This window comes from Streptomyces sp. NPDC002851 (genome assembly GCF_053591935.1).
In genome coordinates, this window is record NZ_JBSFUT010000008.1 from 39,010 (window position 1) to 54,721 (window position 15,712).

At 69.1% G+C, this 15,712-nt stretch carries 12 protein-coding genes and 3 pseudogenes; 6 read left to right on the forward strand and 9 right to left on the reverse strand.

Annotated elements, in window-relative coordinates; all coding sequences use genetic code 11:
• Window positions 1-164 precede the first annotated feature (164 nt).
• Window positions 165-934, forward strand: a pseudogene (locus ACWD10_RS11090) (ABC transporter ATP-binding protein); the annotation flags it as partial.
• A 36-nt stretch (window positions 935-970) separates the two neighbouring features.
• Window positions 971-1,971, forward strand: a pseudogene (locus ACWD10_RS11095) (ROK family protein).
• A 12-nt stretch (window positions 1,972-1,983) separates the two neighbouring features.
• Here the strand turns inward: ACWD10_RS11095 and ACWD10_RS11100 are convergent.
• The 3 genes and pseudogenes from ACWD10_RS11100 to ACWD10_RS11110 form a co-directional block, all read right to left on the reverse strand.
• Window positions 1,984-2,502 carry an NUDIX domain-containing protein gene (locus ACWD10_RS11100; RefSeq protein WP_451089343.1) on the reverse strand — a complete coding sequence of 173 codons (519 nt, stop codon included), beginning with the start codon at window positions 2,500-2,502 and terminating at the stop codon, window positions 1,984-1,986.
• 52 nt (window positions 2,503-2,554) lie between these two features.
• Window positions 2,555-3,523, reverse strand: a complete 969-nt coding sequence (locus ACWD10_RS11105) for an asparaginase (protein WP_451089345.1) — start codon at window positions 3,521-3,523, stop codon at window positions 2,555-2,557.
• A gap of 289 nt (window positions 3,524-3,812) precedes the next feature.
• Window positions 3,813-4,133: pseudogene (locus tag ACWD10_RS11110) on the reverse strand (alpha-L-fucosidase); the annotation flags it as partial.
• Window positions 4,134-4,356: 223 nt separating this feature from the next.
• On the opposite strand from ACWD10_RS11110, the gene ACWD10_RS11115 reads away from it, so the two are divergent.
• On the forward strand, window positions 4,357-6,129 hold the full coding sequence (locus tag ACWD10_RS11115) for a hypothetical protein (RefSeq protein WP_451089347.1): 1,773 nt from the start codon (window positions 4,357-4,359) through the stop codon (window positions 6,127-6,129).
• 257 nt (window positions 6,130-6,386) lie between these two features.
• Here the strand turns inward: ACWD10_RS11115 and ACWD10_RS11120 are convergent, their stop codons facing one another.
• The 4 genes from ACWD10_RS11120 to ACWD10_RS11135 all read right to left on the reverse strand — a co-directional run bounded on the left by ACWD10_RS11120 (window position 6,387) and on the right by ACWD10_RS11135 (window position 9,856).
• The gene (locus ACWD10_RS11120) at window positions 6,387-6,560 is read right to left on the reverse strand and encodes a hypothetical protein (protein ID WP_451089349.1); all 174 of its coding nucleotides are present in this window, start codon (window positions 6,558-6,560) and stop codon (window positions 6,387-6,389) included.
• A 345-nt stretch (window positions 6,561-6,905) separates the two neighbouring features.
• Entirely contained in the window at window positions 6,906-7,409 is a 504-nt protein-coding gene (locus tag ACWD10_RS11125; protein ID WP_451089351.1) for a hypothetical protein, read from the reverse strand.
• Window positions 7,409-8,650, reverse strand: a complete 1,242-nt coding sequence (locus ACWD10_RS11130; RefSeq protein ID WP_451089353.1) for a tyrosinase family protein — start codon at window positions 8,648-8,650, stop codon at window positions 7,409-7,411. The genes ACWD10_RS11125 and ACWD10_RS11130 overlap by 1 nt, the downstream gene beginning before the upstream one ends.
• A gap of 408 nt (window positions 8,651-9,058) precedes the next feature.
• The gene (locus tag ACWD10_RS11135) at window positions 9,059-9,856 is read right to left on the reverse strand and encodes a VOC family protein (protein ID WP_451089355.1); all 798 of its coding nucleotides are present in this window, start codon (window positions 9,854-9,856) and stop codon (window positions 9,059-9,061) included.
• Window positions 9,857-10,575: 719 nt separating this feature from the next.
• Here ACWD10_RS11135 and ACWD10_RS11140 point away from each other — a divergent pair.
• Together ACWD10_RS11140 and ACWD10_RS11145 are read left to right on the forward strand one after the other, a co-directional pair.
• On the forward strand, window positions 10,576-11,157 hold the full coding sequence (locus tag ACWD10_RS11140; RefSeq protein ID WP_451089357.1) for an AMIN-like domain-containing (lipo)protein: 582 nt from the start codon (window positions 10,576-10,578) through the stop codon (window positions 11,155-11,157).
• Window positions 11,158-11,205: 48 nt separating this feature from the next.
• Complete coding sequence (locus ACWD10_RS11145; RefSeq protein WP_451089359.1) at window positions 11,206-11,928, forward strand: maleylpyruvate isomerase family mycothiol-dependent enzyme; 723 nt, start codon at window positions 11,206-11,208, stop codon at window positions 11,926-11,928.
• Window positions 11,929-12,047: 119 nt separating this feature from the next.
• Here ACWD10_RS11145 and ACWD10_RS11150 read toward each other — a convergent pair whose 3' ends face one another.
• The gene (locus tag ACWD10_RS11150; protein WP_451089361.1) at window positions 12,048-12,623 is read right to left on the reverse strand and encodes a CGNR zinc finger domain-containing protein; all 576 of its coding nucleotides are present in this window, start codon (window positions 12,621-12,623) and stop codon (window positions 12,048-12,050) included.
• A gap of 103 nt (window positions 12,624-12,726) precedes the next feature.
• On the opposite strand from ACWD10_RS11150, the gene ACWD10_RS11155 reads away from it, so the two are divergent.
• Window positions 12,727-13,899 (forward strand): epoxide hydrolase family protein, encoded by a 1,173-nt coding sequence (locus ACWD10_RS11155; protein WP_451089363.1) that lies wholly within the window; start codon window positions 12,727-12,729, stop codon window positions 13,897-13,899.
• Between the two features lie 167 nt (window positions 13,900-14,066).
• On the opposite strand, the gene ACWD10_RS11160 is transcribed toward ACWD10_RS11155, so the two are convergent.
• Window positions 14,067-15,461 (reverse strand): amidohydrolase family protein, encoded by a 1,395-nt coding sequence (locus tag ACWD10_RS11160; RefSeq protein WP_451089365.1) that lies wholly within the window; start codon window positions 15,459-15,461, stop codon window positions 14,067-14,069.
• Window positions 15,462-15,712: the final 251 nt, after the last annotated feature.

Below are 15,712 nucleotides of genomic sequence, written 5' to 3' on the forward strand. Positions count from 1 at the left end.
TGTACGGGGAGCCCGTTGACCTCGCGGTCCCCTGCGGCCCACACACCCGTACACCAGGCGGCTGTTGGCGGCGGTACCGCGCCTTGGGTCGCCGAACCCGAGGAGGACCCCGCTCCCCCAGCGGCTGCTCCCCTATCGGCTGCTCCCCTGGCGGCGGGCCTGGATCCGGTCCAGTGAACCCGGGCGAAACCGTCGGCCTCGTGGGCGAGTCCGGTTCCGGCAAGTCGACGGTGGCCCAGGGTGGCGCTCGGTCTGGTCCCGCCGTCCAGCGACTCGGTGTCGATTTTCGGCACCGACCTGCGCCGGGCCCAGGGGTGTGCGCGCCGCCGCCTGCTCTCCGGGATGGGCGTGGTGCTGCAGGACCCGGTCGCCTCGCTTGACGCGCGGATGAGCGTGGCGCAGTGCGTGGCCGAGCCGCTGCACGTGCACCGGCGCGGCATGCCGACGGCCGAGCGGCGGGCCAGAGTGGCGGAAGCCCTCGAACGCGTCGGACTTGCCCGGGAGTTGGCGGGCCGCGGCCCCCGGGAGCTCTCCGGCGGCCAGCGGCAGCGGCAGCGGCAGCGGCAGCGGCAGCGGCAGCGGCAGCGGCAGCGGCAGCGGGTGAGCCTGGCCCCGCGCGCTGGTGCTCGAACCACGGCTCCTTGTCGCGGACGAGCCGACGAGCGCACTGGACGTGAGTGTGCAGCAGACCGTGCTCAAGGTGATCACCGAGTTGCAGCGCGAACTCGGGTTCGCATGCCTGTTCGCGTCCCACGATCTCGCCGTCGTGCAGCAGTTCGCGCCGCGCGTCGTCGTGCTGCGGGCAGGGTGCGTCGAGGAGCAGGGGCCGACCGGATCCACCCTCCTGAGCCCGGGCACGGAGTACACGCGCCGACTCGTCGCCGCCGTGCCCGTACCGGATCCGGTGGTGCAGCGCCGACGGCGCGGAGCGCGGGATGTCCACGACCGCCGACGGAAGGGGAGTCACCGCGTGACGCCGCCACCGGAGGTACTCGCGGGCGTCGACATCGGCGGGACGACCTCCCAAGCGGTCCTGTGCACGGCCGACCTCGCCGTCACCGACCGGATCGAGGTGCACACCCCGGCGGCCGAGGGCGGGCAGGCGATGGTCGACGCCGCGCTCTCCGTCGTACGGCACCTGCTCGGCCGTACGCCCCCACGGTTGCTCGGCGTCGGGGTCGGCGTGGCGGGCGTCGTGGACACGGCTGCGGGGCGGGTGCTCGTGGCCAGCCGGTCCTTCCGTGACTGGGCCGGTTTCCCGGTGGCGGCGGCGGTCGAGAAGGAGCTGGGCCTTCCGGCGTTCCTCGACAACGACGTCAACGCGTTCCTGCGGGGTGAGGTGGCGCGCGGCGCGGGCGAACGGCACGTGCTCGGGATGACCCTCGGTACCGGGGTCGGCGGGGCGCTGTGGCTGAACGGCGCGCTGCACGACGGGCCGCACGGCGCGGCCAGCGAGATCGGTCACGTGCCCGGCTTCGGCGACCTGCCCTGCACCTGCGGGGGCCGCGGCCACCTGGAGACCCTCGCCTCCGGCCGGGCCATCGCCGCCCGCTACAGCGAGCGCACCGGGCTGGACCTCACCGCTCGGACGGTCGCCGACGCGGCGGGACAGGGCGATGCGGACGCGGGCGCCGTGTTCACGGACGCGGGCGCCGCCGTGGCCCGCGCCCTGCTGATCACGGCGGGCCTCCTCGACATCACGACCTGCGTGATCGGCGGGGGCGTCAGCAAGTCGTGGCGCCTCCTGGAGCCGTCGGGCGCCTCCTGGAGCCGTCGATCCACACCGCCCTCACCACCGAACCCCCCGTCAGCGGGCATCCGGTCCGGGCCCTGCCCGCAGGCCTGGGCGACGCGGCGGTCCCGATCGGTACTGCGGTCCCGATCGGTACCGCGGCCCCGGCGGGGCGGAGCTCGGGGTGGTATCGCGGGGGTAGGGGCGGCGTGGCCGGGTGGGCTCGCGTTCAGGAGTGATGGTCTGGAGGATCAGAGGTCTCGGGTGTCGGGGCGGTGCGCGGTGGCTTCGGCGAACAGTCGGCGATAGAAGGGGCCAAGTCCCCTGGGGATGGTCAGGGACCGGAACGCCTCCTCCGCCGTCAGGAGACGGCGGTGAGCCATCTCGAAGCGTGGGTCCCACGGGTCCAGGCGCACCTCCGCTCGCCACATCGACCGGATCAGCACCAGCCCTTCCTGCGGACCTCGTACGCACATGCCCCGGCTGAACCCGAGAAGCCGGGCATGCATCACCTCGGCGCAGGCTTCCTCTTGGACCTCGCGGCGCATCGTGTCCGCCCACTGCTCGTGCCGCTCGGGTCGACCGGCGGGCAGGCCCCATCGCTGTCCGTCCGGGCTGACCACGACGATCCGGTCACCCGCCACGCACACCGCCTCCGCGCCATGTGGCGAACCCGAGGGCGGGTCTGGTGGTGGATACCACGCGACGTGCCATAGCTGGCCGTTGATGGATGCGGTGAAGTCGGCGCCGTTGCCGGCGATTTCGTCCATGGTTCGCTCCAGCGAGGGGATCGAAGCGGCTACGGAGAGCGCGTCGACCCTCTCACGGGCCGATCATGATCTGTACGGCACCGACCCTGCGGCCGCCGCCCTCGATGGGTACGTCTTCGAGTTCGGGCAGCGGCGGCAGTGGCTGCCCGGTCGCGCGCAGGGCGGCGACGGCGGTGGCCGTGGTGGCTCGCGGACTGCCGTCGACCGCCTTGACCGCGACGGTCGTGCCGTCGCCGAGCGCGGCGAGCAACACGCCCTCCGCGCCGCTCTTGGCGAGCGATCCGGGGACCAGCTGGGCGAAGCGGGTGCCGAGGTGGCCGGTGCCGCCGACGTACTCGGGGAACTCCCGCATCGCCTCGGCCACCGCCCGTTCGGGACTGCCCGGCCCTGCGGTGGCGAGTGCCGCGCCGGCGCGCGCCAGGCCCGACAGGGGCAGGGCCGGACAGGGGGCACCGCAGCCGTCGACGACGACGGTGTCGATCACCGCTCCGGAAAGGCGGGCCAGGGTGTCGCGCACCTGCCGCTGCACCGGGTGGTCGGGTTCGGGGTAGGTGGTGGTGTTCCAGCCCTGGCGGACGCTGGCGGCGAGCATCGCGGCGTGCTTGCCGGAGCAGTTCATCGTGACCGGCTCCGGGCCCCGTCCGGCACGCACCCACGCATCGCGGGCGTCGGTGTTCCTGGGCAGGTCCGGCACGTTGCGGAGCGCGGCGCGCGTCAGTCCGCAGCCGTGCAGGATCGTGTCGACCGCCTCGGTGTGGAAGGGCTCGCCGGTGTGGCTGCCGCAGGCGACGGCGAGTGTCCGGCCTGACAGTGCGGCCCCGGCGGTCAGCGAGGCCAGTGCCTGGAAGGGCTTGAGGCTGGAACGGGGCAGGATGAGGACGTCCGGATCGCCCCAGGCCTCCTTGACGGTCCCGTCGGGCGCGACGACCACGACGTGCCCGAAGTGACGGCTCTCCACGAAGCCGCCGCGGACCACCCGGGCCAGTTCGACGGCCCCGGTTCGCTCGGCCTGCTCTGCCATGCGGCGCCTCCTTCGATCGCGAGCACGGCCGCTCCCGCGCCGCGCAGGTCCTCGCCGTGCAGCTCCTCGCCGTGCAGGTCCTCGGGCACCGCGAAGGTGCCGTCCCGGCCGGTCTGCACCGCCGCGGTCCGCCCGGTGCCTGCCAGCACGTGGTGCGCCCGGCCGCGAGTGCGGCCACATCGGCGGACGGCACGAACACCCCGCGGCCCGGGTCCAGATCGGCCACGTACAGCGTGCCCTCGCGGGTGGTGCAGCACACGGGGTGCCCGGCCGGGTCGGTGTGCCACCGTCACGGCTGACTGCCGTGGCTGGCAGGCGAGTTGACGGTCAGCCACCCCCCCAGCGCGTGCAGGCGCGCGACCTGGTTCTCGGGCAAGGAGCCGTCCGCACGGGGGCCGACGTTGATCAGCAGGTTGCCGTTCTTGGCCACGGTGTCGAGGAGCAGGTGGATCAGGTCGGCGCCGGTGATGAGGTGCCGGTCGTCCTCGGCGGTGTTGTGTCCGAAGGACTGGCCGAGGCCCCGGCCGGCCTCCCACACCCGGTCCGTGGTCCGGCGACCCGCCGCTCGCTGACGTACTCGCGGGTGGTACGCCGAAGTAGGCACGCCCCACCAGTCGTTGACGAGGTCGTGGGGCCCCGACGGTCATCGAGACCGAGGCCAAGGGCTGTTACGTCGTCCACTGTGGCTGGCGAACACGAATACCGTGGAGCTGAACCTGGGCAAGGTCCAGGTGTGCGGGCGGGCGGAGTAGCCCGTGCCGTCGTAGCACCAGAGATCCATCTCCCCGCCGCCTTCCCTCAGTTGTCAGTGCCATGCCCTACCTTCGGACCGCATGGACGCCAACTATGCGGGCTGGGACGCCTATTACGCGGGCAAGGACACACCGGAGGGCACGCCCGCCCACTCCCTGTACCTATGGATCGAGTACCTGCATGAACTCATGGACCGGCTCTGCGACCAGTTCACCGGCGAGGACTGGGAGCACGACTACTCGATCGATTCTCTGAAGGTCCTGGAGGAGGAACTCGTCACCCGCTGCGGGACGGGTGACGGTACGGACGCGACCGCCATGTTCATGGAGTCCCTGGCGGGCTATTTCGGCGAAGCGCTTCTACGGGCAGGCGGCGGGCGCTGGGTGTGGGACGCGAGCGCGGGTGCCTCAGGGCTGCCCGCCGTACAGACGGATCCCTCGCTCGGCCTGGAACCGATCGTTCCGATGCTGCTCGTCGGCCAGGCGGTCTACGAGAAGACGCGGAACATCTTCACCACGGTCGCCCTGCGTCTGCGCAAGGCGACCGTGGACCACGCGGCGGCGCACCCGGGGTGGAAGCCGCAGCGGGTCCGTACGCCGTGGGTGCGCCGCCACGAGCTGGACGCGTGCAGCGGCAGGTGGAAGCAGTGGCCCGAGGAGTGCCGGTACGCCTACCGCACCTGGTGGGCGGACAAGGCAGGCGGAGGCGTCCAGCGATGGGACTTTCAGGCCGCGTCGCTCGACGCCCTCGAGGAGCTGCTGCGCAACCGCCTCAGGACGGTCGAGAAGTACGACAAGGTCGCGGGCCGGAACTTCTGGACCATGGTCGCCTGGTACATCGGTGAGTACGTGGTCCGCCACAAGGACGCCAGCTGGCAGTACCGCGCGGCCAACCCCGAGGCACCGGCCGGGACTTGGTACGCCAAGGACTCCTACTGGACGGACTCCGCGTTCGTCGCCCAGCGGCTCCGTTACGACGGCCATGCCGAGCACCCCGGCGCAATGGTGCGCGACGTCCTCGCGGGCGCGAGCCTGCGCGAGGTGGTGGACCGCTTCCCGGACCCCGTCACCAAGCCTGCCGCCCCTGAGTCCCTCGACGAGCCCGCCGACCCCGCTTCCTGCGACGGGAGTGCCGTCGACCCCTGGCCCAAGCTCCTCTGGCCGCTCGCCGCCCCGGAGCACCTGCCGCCGCCCCTTACCCCGCGGCAGCGCGAGGAACTGGCCGAGGAGGCCCGGCAGTTGGAGGGGGACCCCGTCCTCGGGCCCAGAACGGCCGCCAAGCCCCGACGGATCACCTACATACGGGTAGCCGAAGTCCTCACCGACCTCGGCATGATCACCCAGGAGAAGGCCCAGAGCGTCCTGGACGACTTCAGGGACTTCGCGCACCACACACTGGATGGTCCCCGTGACATCGCCGGCACGCTTGAGGAATTCGGCGTGGCCGTCAGTATCCACGCCGATGACGTCGACTTCGCCGACGAGCACTACGCCTGGCTCCTGGACGAAGCCGCGGCGCTCACCGGAGGGAAGGTCACCGTCGCCAACTATCGCTTCGACAAGGAGGACGAGGACGACGAGGAGGACGGCCGCGGGACGCTGTACTTCGACCGCAACGGCGAGGAGCTCTCCTTCTGCATAGAGCAGGAATCAAACGATTACCTCGACATGGGCGCAGCCCAGGCCGCGATCGAAGCGCTCAGCCCTGACGACGACCCCCGGTCCTTCCGCTGTGTCGACAACGGCCCCACGAACCCTCCCGGAACCAGGGACGACATCATGGTCCTGGCGACCGCCGAGCAACGCGACGGACTTCTCCAGCACTTCGGCATCGCGTTCCACGAACCGTGGTGAGGCGCGGCAGTCCCCACCTAACCTTGTCGTTGGAACAGCTACCGACGTGGTCGCCGCCCAGTCGCCCCAGACGGCACCAGCGCGAGCTACCGGCGACACACAGCAACGGCGGTGAAGTTCGTCCGGCCTGAGAGAGCCGATTGACGGGAGGGCTCCCGCAACCGGGCTTTGCCTCGGTTGCGGGAGCCCTCGTCTTCCCAGGATCAGCGGGCTAGGTCAGCCCCAAGGTCCTGGGTACGTCGTGACCGGAGCTGCTGCTACAGGTCGCGGTCAATCTTGTTCTCCGGGACCTGCTCCCGCTGCCTGTTCTGGTCGTTCTCGATGGTGTACATCGCCCTCTGACCGCTGCCCTGGACGTTCTGGATCGTGCCCTGGCACTTCTGGTCCTGTTCGTTCCGGTACTCGACCCGCTGGCCCTCGTTATGAGGCATGGAACTCTCCACTTTCCGATGTAGGCGGGCAAGACCTGGCCCGGCTCTTCGGCGCGGACCCTCTCGCCCGGCGCCCGCTCCATCGCGATGCGCAGTATCAGGCCACCAGGTGAGCGCATGACCGGCGACCCCGGAGAGCCGGATGGGGGAACCTTGCGACAAGAGCCCTCACGGACCCCTACCGGTTTCACTGTCGGGAGGGTAGCCGGATCGCTTCGCCGTGATCCGGCCCCCTCAGCACCGGACGTGCGCCACTAAGCCCATCCGGCTCAAGCAAGCCTCAAAGACGTTGCAGGTCAGCAGGGTTGTATGGCCCGTTTGCAGGCGTCTTGAGACGGCCTGTGGTCAGTGTTCCTGGACGCCGGTGCTGTCGTGGATGAACAGGGTCCGGGTGTCCGAGGTGCTGTAGCGCTCCTTGACCTCGAACTCGTCCGCGGTACCGGCCACCGGTGCGTCCGGCGGTTCGAAGTACAGGACGTAGGTCTTGGCCGTGTCGGACTGGCTCTCCAGCTGGAGCCATCCCAGGTAGCCCGCCGCGGGAAATGTTCCGGTCGCCTTCACCGTGACCGTACTGGGTGAGCGAGTGACCGTGAACTGGGCCGTGCCGAGCTCAAGGCGTTTGAGACCGCCCTCCCGCCAGCGCTTGAAGAGATCGATCCATTCCTGTGGCCACGGCCCGCCGAGCGCGGTCGGCGGCATGTTCCCGTCCTCCAGGCGGTCGAGGATGTGCTCGGCGTGCTCGACCACCTGGTCGTACTCCCAGAGGTCAAGGCCATGGGGAATCATGTGATCGCGGTCGGTCGCGCTGAACATGGGCCGGATGTGCAGCTCGTACACCGGGGTGCGCATCAGGAGTACACCTCCATGCGCACGCCCTTCAGCTCGACCTCGTCGAGGGGCGGTACGGGGTGCGGGGGCAGGCCGGTCGCGCTGGGTGCGGGGATGAACTGCAGGCTGAACACCAGGTCGGCACCGGCCGCCCCGTGCGAGTCCACCGCGCGCGTCACGTCGAAGCGCGCCGTACGCGAGACGGGGTGGTGGGCGACGGGCGGACCGTCGTGATGGTGGCCGTGGCCCGAATGCATGTGCGGGTGGGCGCGCCACAGGGTCACGTAGCCGACACCGAACCGACGCGTGAACTCGCTGTCGTCGGGCTGGAAGGGGACCTCGGAGGGATGCACGAAACCGCGCAGCATGTAGCTCCCGGTGTTCGGCACCTTGAGCTCGTCGAGCCGCACGAGTAGCCGCTCTCCCCGGGTCTCAGGCACCGTGACCCCGAGCCGTACGAGCTCCTTGTCCTGCAGCTCCGTCACGAGGTCGGCGTCGCCGAGCGGCATGAGCGGCTCGGTCGCCAGCAGATTGATCGGGGCCGGGGGTGGCACTGGCGCGGTGAACGCTGCTTTGAGCTGCTCCGTGTACTCGTACTCGTAGTCGAGGTCCGCGATTTTGGTGAAGTCGGAAACCTTGTTCTTGGGCTGCGTCGTGAAGCCTCGCAGTACGTGGTCCGGCGAGGTCAGCGGCGGTGTTCCGTTGCGGTGCTGCCACTCGGCCCACATCAGGTCGATGAAGCAGTGGAAGCTGAAGTAGATCGCGTCCTCGGCCGCTGCCGAGGGGTTCGCCATTTTCCCGCCGATGTAGAAGCTGTGCATCGTGTCGTGCGGACCGCTTTCGAGCCGTCCGGTGTCGCCGAAGGGATCACCGTCGGGATAGCCCGCGAATTCCTTCTGGTTCGTCTCCGTAGTGACGATTTCGAGCGTGTTCGGCGGCAGCGGCGTGGCCGTGGAGTTGCGCGGGGATTTCAGTCCGGGCTTCTTGAATGCGAGGGGGAATTTTTCGGGTGCCTGCTCGCTGATCCAGTCCCAGTACGGAATGGTGACGTGCTGTGTGCGCGGCGGGTCGGCCGCTCGGAGCAGCTCTTCGAAGTAGTGCAGGTGTGCCCGGTGCCAGGGCAGGAAGAGGTCGCTGCCGTGCTCGCAGGGGCCCGCGGAACCGTTGTGCAGATCCGCCTGGAACGCGTACCCGGTCGGATCTTCTTCGTTCGCCTCCGAACGCTGCCGCAGAATGTCGAGCGCGTGGATATAGTCATCCAATTCCGCGTCGGTAAGCGAGTTGATGTCTTTGCGGACCTTGGGCATTTTGCCTCCCGTGGGGCGTAGCTGCGGCGGGCAGTTCGCCCGCCTGCTTCAACCAGGTGCCGTGCGGCGCCAGGCGGACCAGGGGCGCGCCGTGCTCCAGGTCGTGCTGCTGGCTGGACTTATTGCGGGACATGTCGGGGGGCGGTTCCGCACGATCAGCGGCCGCGCGGGGCGGCACGCAGGAGTCAACGCCGGGGCCTGGGCGGTGAGTTCGTCGCGTGGACCGCAGCAGCCGCCCCCAATTCGCCAGCGCCGGCCACGACTTCACCCCGACGAACTCAACCCTGAGGCCACCGCCGCGCCCTGCTGGATCTGACCGCTGTGGCCGAGTGCGGTGGCGGCGGCCTCGAAGCCGGACGTGGCTCAGTTCCCGACCGGGGCGAGCACGACGAAGTCCGCGTTCGACGGATCGAGGCAGACGGCCAGCCGGCCGACGTCCTCTGCGTCATCAGGCCCCATCTGCACGCTGCCGCCGTTCTCGGTGACCTTGGCGACCGCGGCGTCGCAGTCAGTGACGTTGAAGACCGGGTGCCAGTACGGTCGTCCATTCGCCAGGGCGAGGTCCTCCTTGGAGAGTTGCATGACGCCGCCCTGCATGCGCTCCTCGGGAAGTCCGCCGGGGGTGATGAGGGAGTACGTGCCCCCGCCGCCGGGCAGCTCCATGTCGCTGAACCGCCAGCCGAAGAGCCCACCGTAGAACTCCTTCGCGGCCGCGGCGTCGCTTGTGTAGAGCTCGGTCCAGGACAGCGAGCCCGGCTGGTCCACCTGCTCGGCGCCCTTGTTCTTTCCCGGCTGCCAGACGGCGAACTGGCCCCCCAGCGGGTCGCTGTACTGCGCCATCCGACCCCAGTCGTCGAGGTCCATCGGTGCCACCCGTACGGTGCCGCCGGCACGCTCCACGGCCTGGGTCGTGGCGTCCGCGTCGGTGACGGTGAAGTAGATCATCCAGGCGGAGCGCGCCCCCTTCTCGGTGAGCTTGCCGAGCCCGGCGACGATCTTGCCGTCGTTCCGGAACATTCCGCCTTCCATGCCCTCCCCGTCGCCCATGGCCTCGTAGTCCCACCCGAGCACGGCGCCGTAGAAGGCCGCGGCGGCGGGGACATCGGGAGCGCCGAGGTCGAGCCAGCAGGGGGAGCCCTGGACGAAGTCCGTGGTGATCATGGCGGTGATTCCCTTCCGTACATCGTGTGTGAACCCAGCGTGACACCGGGCACTGACACTCGCCCGTCGGCCGCGCTCCGTGGGCGGCGCGGCACGGCGGGATCGGCCACCGAGGCATCGGGCACCATCCTCAGCGACTGCCGCAGGGCCTGCGGGGGTGCCCCCGAATCGCCCCGGGGCGAATGCCCGAGCGGGCAGCCCGCCTGGCTCCGTCCTGGCACTCGTCCGTCCCGGGCGGCCGCGGCTCTGGCGCTCACCGGCGGCTCAGTACTTGAACTTCCGGGCCGTGGCCACGAGATCGCAGACGACGCCGGCATATCAACCGCGGCATGCCCGGACGGCATTACGGCAATTCCCTCGTACCCCACTGACCACCGGCCCCTGAGCCCGACCGTCCGTGGCCGCCGGGCCCCCGCCCCTCCCTGCGCCTGCTGCTGCAAACCCTTGGCCTGGTCTTTGATCCGGTCCCACGTCGATCCGGTCCCACGTCGATCCGGCCCCACATCGCCACGGCAGCACACTCTCGGCTTGGCCTCCGGTGTGGCTCAACACCGGCCATGGGGTTTGGGTGGCCGGTTCGTGGCGTGTGCGGGGTTGGGGGATGGCAGGATCGCGTGGTCCGGGTCGGCGGCGTACAACCCTTCGGCACAGTCGCCGGTCCGTGTAGGCGTATGAGATACGCGACGCGACTCCGCGACAGAGCGACACTTGGGGTGGGAATGCGACGGTTTGGTGCTGTGCTGGGTGCGGTCATGCTGGCGGGTGTGGGGGTGCCGGCGACGACGGCTTCGGCCGCTGCGCCCGACGCGGGGGCGGTGAGCTGCGAGGCCGGCTGGGGAAGCGCGAGCAAATCCGGGCCGGTCAACGACTACACGCCGTTGGTGAACATCAGGGCCGGGCAGCATGAGTGCTATGACCGCCTGGTCTTCGACATCCGTGGTGAGGGCGGTACGGGCGGGGAGCCCATCGGCTATCGGGTGGGGTATGTCGACAAGCTGCACCAGGATGGTTCGGGCCGTCTCATCCCGGTCGGGGGCGGGGCGATCCTCGAAATCCGTGTGGCCGCGCCGAGTTACGACGCGGAGACCGGCGGCGAGACCTATCCCGGGCGGGTAGCGAAGCCGCTTCCCGGCGTACGGATCGATGGGTACCGGACGTTCAAGGACACCCGGTTCGCAGGGAGCTTCGAAGGTGACACTCAGGTGGGGCTGGGGGTCCGTGCCCGGCTGCCGTTCCGGGTTGTTCAGGCGTCCGACCGGCTCATTGTCGATGTTGCTCATTCCTGGAGCATGGGTCGCTAGCCGACCCAGGGCGGGTATGGGAAGTGGATCAACAGCTAAACTGCGACAGTGGTCAACTCGCCCATAGCTCCTGACGATGTGGTACTCCGGGTCTCGCAAGCGCACGCCCGGGTGCTTGAACTGGTCGATCAACTTGATGACCAGCAGAAGGATGCCGCCTCTGCCCTGCCGGGATGGAGCCGCGGGCATGTCCTCAAGCACCTCGCCGACAACGCCCGTGCCTTCGAGCGGCAGGCACGGGCAGCTCTGCAGGGCAAGGTCGTCGACATGTACGACGGCGGCCAGGCAGGGCGTGACCAGTCCATCGGCCGCGGTGCCGCCCACCCCCTGGCGGAGTTGCATGAGGAACTGCAACTGGCCCAACACGCCCTGGAAGTTACGTGGAGTCGGCTGACGACAGCGGACTGGCAACGCGCGGTCCGGTTCCGCCATGCCACCGTCCTTGACACCGCGCTGGCGCGGTGGCGAGAGGCAGAGATCCACGCCGTTGACCTCCAGGTCGGCTACCACCCCCGTGACTGGCCGGTGGACTTCGCCCGGCACACTCTGGACTTCCTGGCGGATCGTGCCCCAGTCGGTACTCGCCTGAGCTTGCGGGCCACTGACGAGGAGTTCACCCAAGTCCTGGGCGAGGGGGCGCCGGTCGAGGTCTCCGGAGCAGTGCGTGACCTTGCGGCGTGGATGGCTGGCCGCAGCATTGACGGCCACCTGAGCACGACCAGCCCCCACCTGCCGGAACTGCGACCATGGCCGCCTGACCCGGCAGATTGAGCGATCCGCCGGAACGGCTCTGGGCGAGGTGTCCCGGCTGGCCAGGGCGGCTTGACGGGCCTGGACCAGGACCCCCGGAGCGCCGAGTCTGGTCGTGCCGACTGCGAAGAGCCGATGAATCACTCCGCTGATCTGGGGTTTTTGCGCTGGTTGGCATTGAAGCGCGCCTTCTTCTGACGATTCCCGCACGTGTTCATGTCACACCATTTGCGAGTGCGACTTTGGCTGGTGTCGAAGAAGGCGGCTTGGCAGGTTGGTGATGCACACAAGGCCAATTTTCCGTCTCGTTCGCCTGCGATGATGCTGATCGCGTCGGCGGCGATCACGCTGAGGGCATCTTCCACACAGGAAGCCGAGCTGAGCCGCCATCGCCGCTTACCCTCGGGCGTCAGGATCGCCGCGGCCCGACCCTGAGCGCTGCAGTCATTGATGACTTGGACAGCAGACGCAGGGAGAGCGACCTGGAGCGCGGCCGCTGTCGCGGCGGCGTGAATCGCCTCCCTCAGTTCCCGAGCGAGGTCGAGCTGGGCAGTGGTGCAGGAGTCCACGGCGAGGCCGTTCACTGCCAGCCAGTCGATGAGTCGGTGCGGCGTGGGGATGCGCTCCACAGCGTTGCCATGACGCTCCGACAGAGTCCCCGTGAAGCTGGTCGCCAGCACGTTACCGAGGCGGAAGTCAGGGAACGCAGCACGCATGGAACCACCTTAGCCGGTTGCAGCGTGGCTCGGAGGACTGCTAGAACCGTCTTAGCCGGTTCGCGATAGGTCGTAGCCGGTTCCACGACGGCCAGGAGGTCTCATGCCCCGTCCAGCCAGCGACGTGCAAGCATTTGAAGCCCACGCAGCCGACGCTGACCTCGACGATCTGCGCGCGCGACTGGCCGCGGCGCGACTACCGGAGGCTGAGACGGTCCATCGCGCCGCGCCCGACCCTCGCCGATGGGAACAGGGCGTTCCTCTCGCCGACCTCGTCGATGTCGTGAACTACTGGCGCACCGGGTACAACTGGCGGTCGTTCGAAGAGCGCCTTAACCGGATCGGCCAGTTCCGCACGACCATTGATGATCTGGGAATCCACTTCCTGCACCGCCGATCCGCGCGCGCAGATGCCACTCCTCTGATCTTGACGCACGGCTGGCCGGACAGCATTGCTCGGTTCATCGATGTAGTGGACGAGCTGGCAGATCCGAAAGATGCAGACGTGCCGGCGTTCCACGTCGTGGTTCCATCGCTGCCAGGCTTTGGTTACAGCGACAAGCCGACCACCACCGGGTGGGGAACCGAAAAGATCGCGGCCGCATGGGTGGAACTGATGGGAAGGCTCGGCTACAGCAAGTTCGCAGCGCACGGCGGCGACTGGGGAGGTAATATCACCACGGTTCTCGGCGGCAGGTTCCCGGCGCACGTTCTCGGCATCCACACAACGTTCGCGGAGGCGCCGCCCGGGTTGACAACGGACGGGCTGACGGCGGTCGAGCGCAAGTGGGCCGAGGAAACCCGCGATTTCTGGCGCCACCGCGCGGCGTACGCGAAGCAGCAGGCGACCCGACCGCAGACCATCGGCTACTCGCTCGTCGACTCACCGGTCGGACTTCTTGCCTGGATCCTCGACAAGTTCGCCGAGTGGACAGATACCGAAGACAGCCCGTTCGAGACGATTTCCAGAGACCGCGTTCTTGACGACGTCACCCTGTATTGGCTGACGCGGACCGGCGCATCGGCGGCCCGCATCTACTACGAAAGCCACAACTCGCTCGACCCCGAACTTCGGGTCGACGTTCCGTCCGCACTCACTATGTATCCCCGCGACGTCGAGAAGTGTCCGCGCCCCTGGGCACAGGAGCGGTACCGGCAGATCGTCCGATGGAGGTCGCCCGAAACCGGGGGACATTTCCCGTCGCTGGAGGTTCCCGAGTATTTCGTCAAAGATCTACAAGAGGGCCTTGCGGCAGTGCTGGCCGCTCATCGGTGAACGCGGCCCGGCGACCCGGCACTCGAACACTGCCTGATCCGGCTCAAGGCGTTGCCCGACGGCTTCCGGACCGAGCTCAATCGAGACGGCAGAACGTGGTCAGACAGGGCGCGGCGAAGACAGCGTGGAGCATGTCGAGGTCTTTCGGTCCGTGGATCCGATCGCTGCTAGTCCGGGAGGCGGGCGGCCGCTGCCTCCGCCTCCCGGACGGTCTCCGCCGTGTCGACGTCGAGCAATTCGCCGCGGGCCTTCAGCATCCGGCCGTCCACGAAGACGTAACTGACATTGGGCGGCTGGCCGTTGAGCACGATCTGATTCGTCCAGTCGAAGCGTGGCGCGAAATTGAGCGTTCCCGGGTCGAGAACGACCACGTCGGCGCGCTTGCCCGGGGTCAGTGAGCCGATCCGGTCGTCCATGCCTATGCACTCGGCGCCACCCGTGGTCGCCATGCGCAGCACGGCCGGGATCGTCGGGTGCACCTCGGGGTCCTGGTGCAGGGCCCGTTGGAGGCCAACCGCCGCCTTCATCAGGCTGAACATGTCCGAGGTGTCGTTGGTCCCGCCGTCATGGCCGAGTCCGATCTTCACGCCGCGCGCGTGCAGGTCGGGGAGGCGCATGATGCCGGAGGCGAGGCGCATATTGCTCAGCGGGCAGTGCGCCAGGCGCACATCGTGCTCGGCGACCTGGGCGATCTCGTCGTCGGTCAGGTGGATCGCGTGATTCATCAACAGCCCGGGCCCGAACGCGTCGGCCGCGCGCAGCGCCCCGATGGGGTCGTCCCCCCGGTCCTCGCGGTGCTCCAGGACGTGGGAGTTGAGCATGACGTCCAGGTCGCGCGCGAGGTCGCGGAACAGGCGCACCCGGCCCACTTCCGACATGCCGGCGTGCAGGGCCACTTGGGCCGACGCGAGCGGCAGCGGGTCGAGGAGCTCCTTCTTCACGCGGGGGATGAGGTCCTCGTTCCCGTCGCTCTGCGTCATCGCGTGGACGAAGCGCAGCCCGGACTCGTCCATTGCCCTGATGTAGTGCTCGCTCGTCTCGAACGGGATCGCGTGCACCCAGTCGACCAGGGTGGTCACTCCGGCCTGCAGCGCGTCCAGGGAAGCGAGACGCACGAAGCGGTACATGTCCGGGCCGTCGATCTTGGGAAGCGTGGCGCTGTTGCAGTCTTCCAGCCAGCCGTACAGATCCTGGGTGGCGCAGCCGCCGCGGATGCTGGACTGCCAGAGGTGGTTGTGGATGTCCACGAATCCGGGCAGCACCAGCATGCCGGACGCATCCACCGTGCGGCATCCCGCGGGGACCGTGAGGTCACGTCCGACAGCGGCGACGCGCCCGTCACACAGCAGCACATCGGCGCTCTCCAGGATCCCCAACTCCCCCTCACCGAGGCCGGGGTCCATGGTGAGCACCAGTTCCGCGCCGCGCAGCACGGTGTCCGGGCGCCCCTCCCGCTCCCCCTCGGGCGCCCGGGACGCGGCCGAGGCGACCGCACCCCACCCCAGCGGGATGCTTCCGATACCGGCGAGAACACTGCGACGTCCGAGGCCCGTGATGTCCATTGCGGATTTCTACGCGGCTCAACTACCGCGCCACAAGAGTTGATCAGGCCAGGTGCACACCGAGGGACGAGCTTCGCGCTGCCGTACGACATATCCGGGGGGGGCGGAGAGTCCGGCGCGGGAACCCGTGGACCGGCGCAGGGAGTAACGCCGTTGCCCTGCACGGGAATTGGCCGAAACCGCGCACTGCAGTGCGCGGTCGCCGTCGGCAGACTGGAAGGCTCGCAAGGGGAAATCCCAGTGACGGACGC

Bases quoted from the DNA above. Each gene is read 5' to 3' on its own strand.
- ACWD10_RS11115 (WP_451089347.1), top strand. From the start codon at position 4,357: ATGGACGCCAACTATGCGGGCTGGGACGCCTATTACGCGGGCAAGGAC.
- ACWD10_RS11125 (WP_451089351.1), bottom strand. From the start codon at position 7,409: ATGCGCACCCCGGTGTACGAGCTGCACATCCGGCCCATGTTCAGCGCG.
- ACWD10_RS11120 (WP_451089349.1), bottom strand. From the start codon at position 6,560: ATGCCTCATAACGAGGGCCAGCGGGTCGAGTACCGGAACGAACAGGAC.
- ACWD10_RS11100 (WP_451089343.1), bottom strand. From the start codon at position 2,502: ATGGACGAAATCGCCGGCAACGGCGCCGACTTCACCGCATCCATCAAC.
- ACWD10_RS11155 (WP_451089363.1), top strand. From the start codon at position 12,727: ATGCCCCGTCCAGCCAGCGACGTGCAAGCATTTGAAGCCCACGCAGCC.
- ACWD10_RS11135 (WP_451089355.1), bottom strand. From the start codon at position 9,856: ATGATCACCACGGACTTCGTCCAGGGCTCCCCCTGCTGGCTCGACCTC.
- ACWD10_RS11150 (WP_451089361.1), bottom strand. From the start codon at position 12,623: ATGCGTGCTGCGTTCCCTGACTTCCGCCTCGGTAACGTGCTGGCGACC.
- ACWD10_RS11105 (WP_451089345.1), bottom strand. From the start codon at position 3,523: ATGGCAGAGCAGGCCGAGCGAACCGGGGCCGTCGAACTGGCCCGGGTG.
- ACWD10_RS11160 (WP_451089365.1), bottom strand. From the start codon at position 15,461: ATGGACATCACGGGCCTCGGACGTCGCAGTGTTCTCGCCGGTATCGGA.
- ACWD10_RS11140 (WP_451089357.1), top strand. From the start codon at position 10,576: ATGCGACGGTTTGGTGCTGTGCTGGGTGCGGTCATGCTGGCGGGTGTG.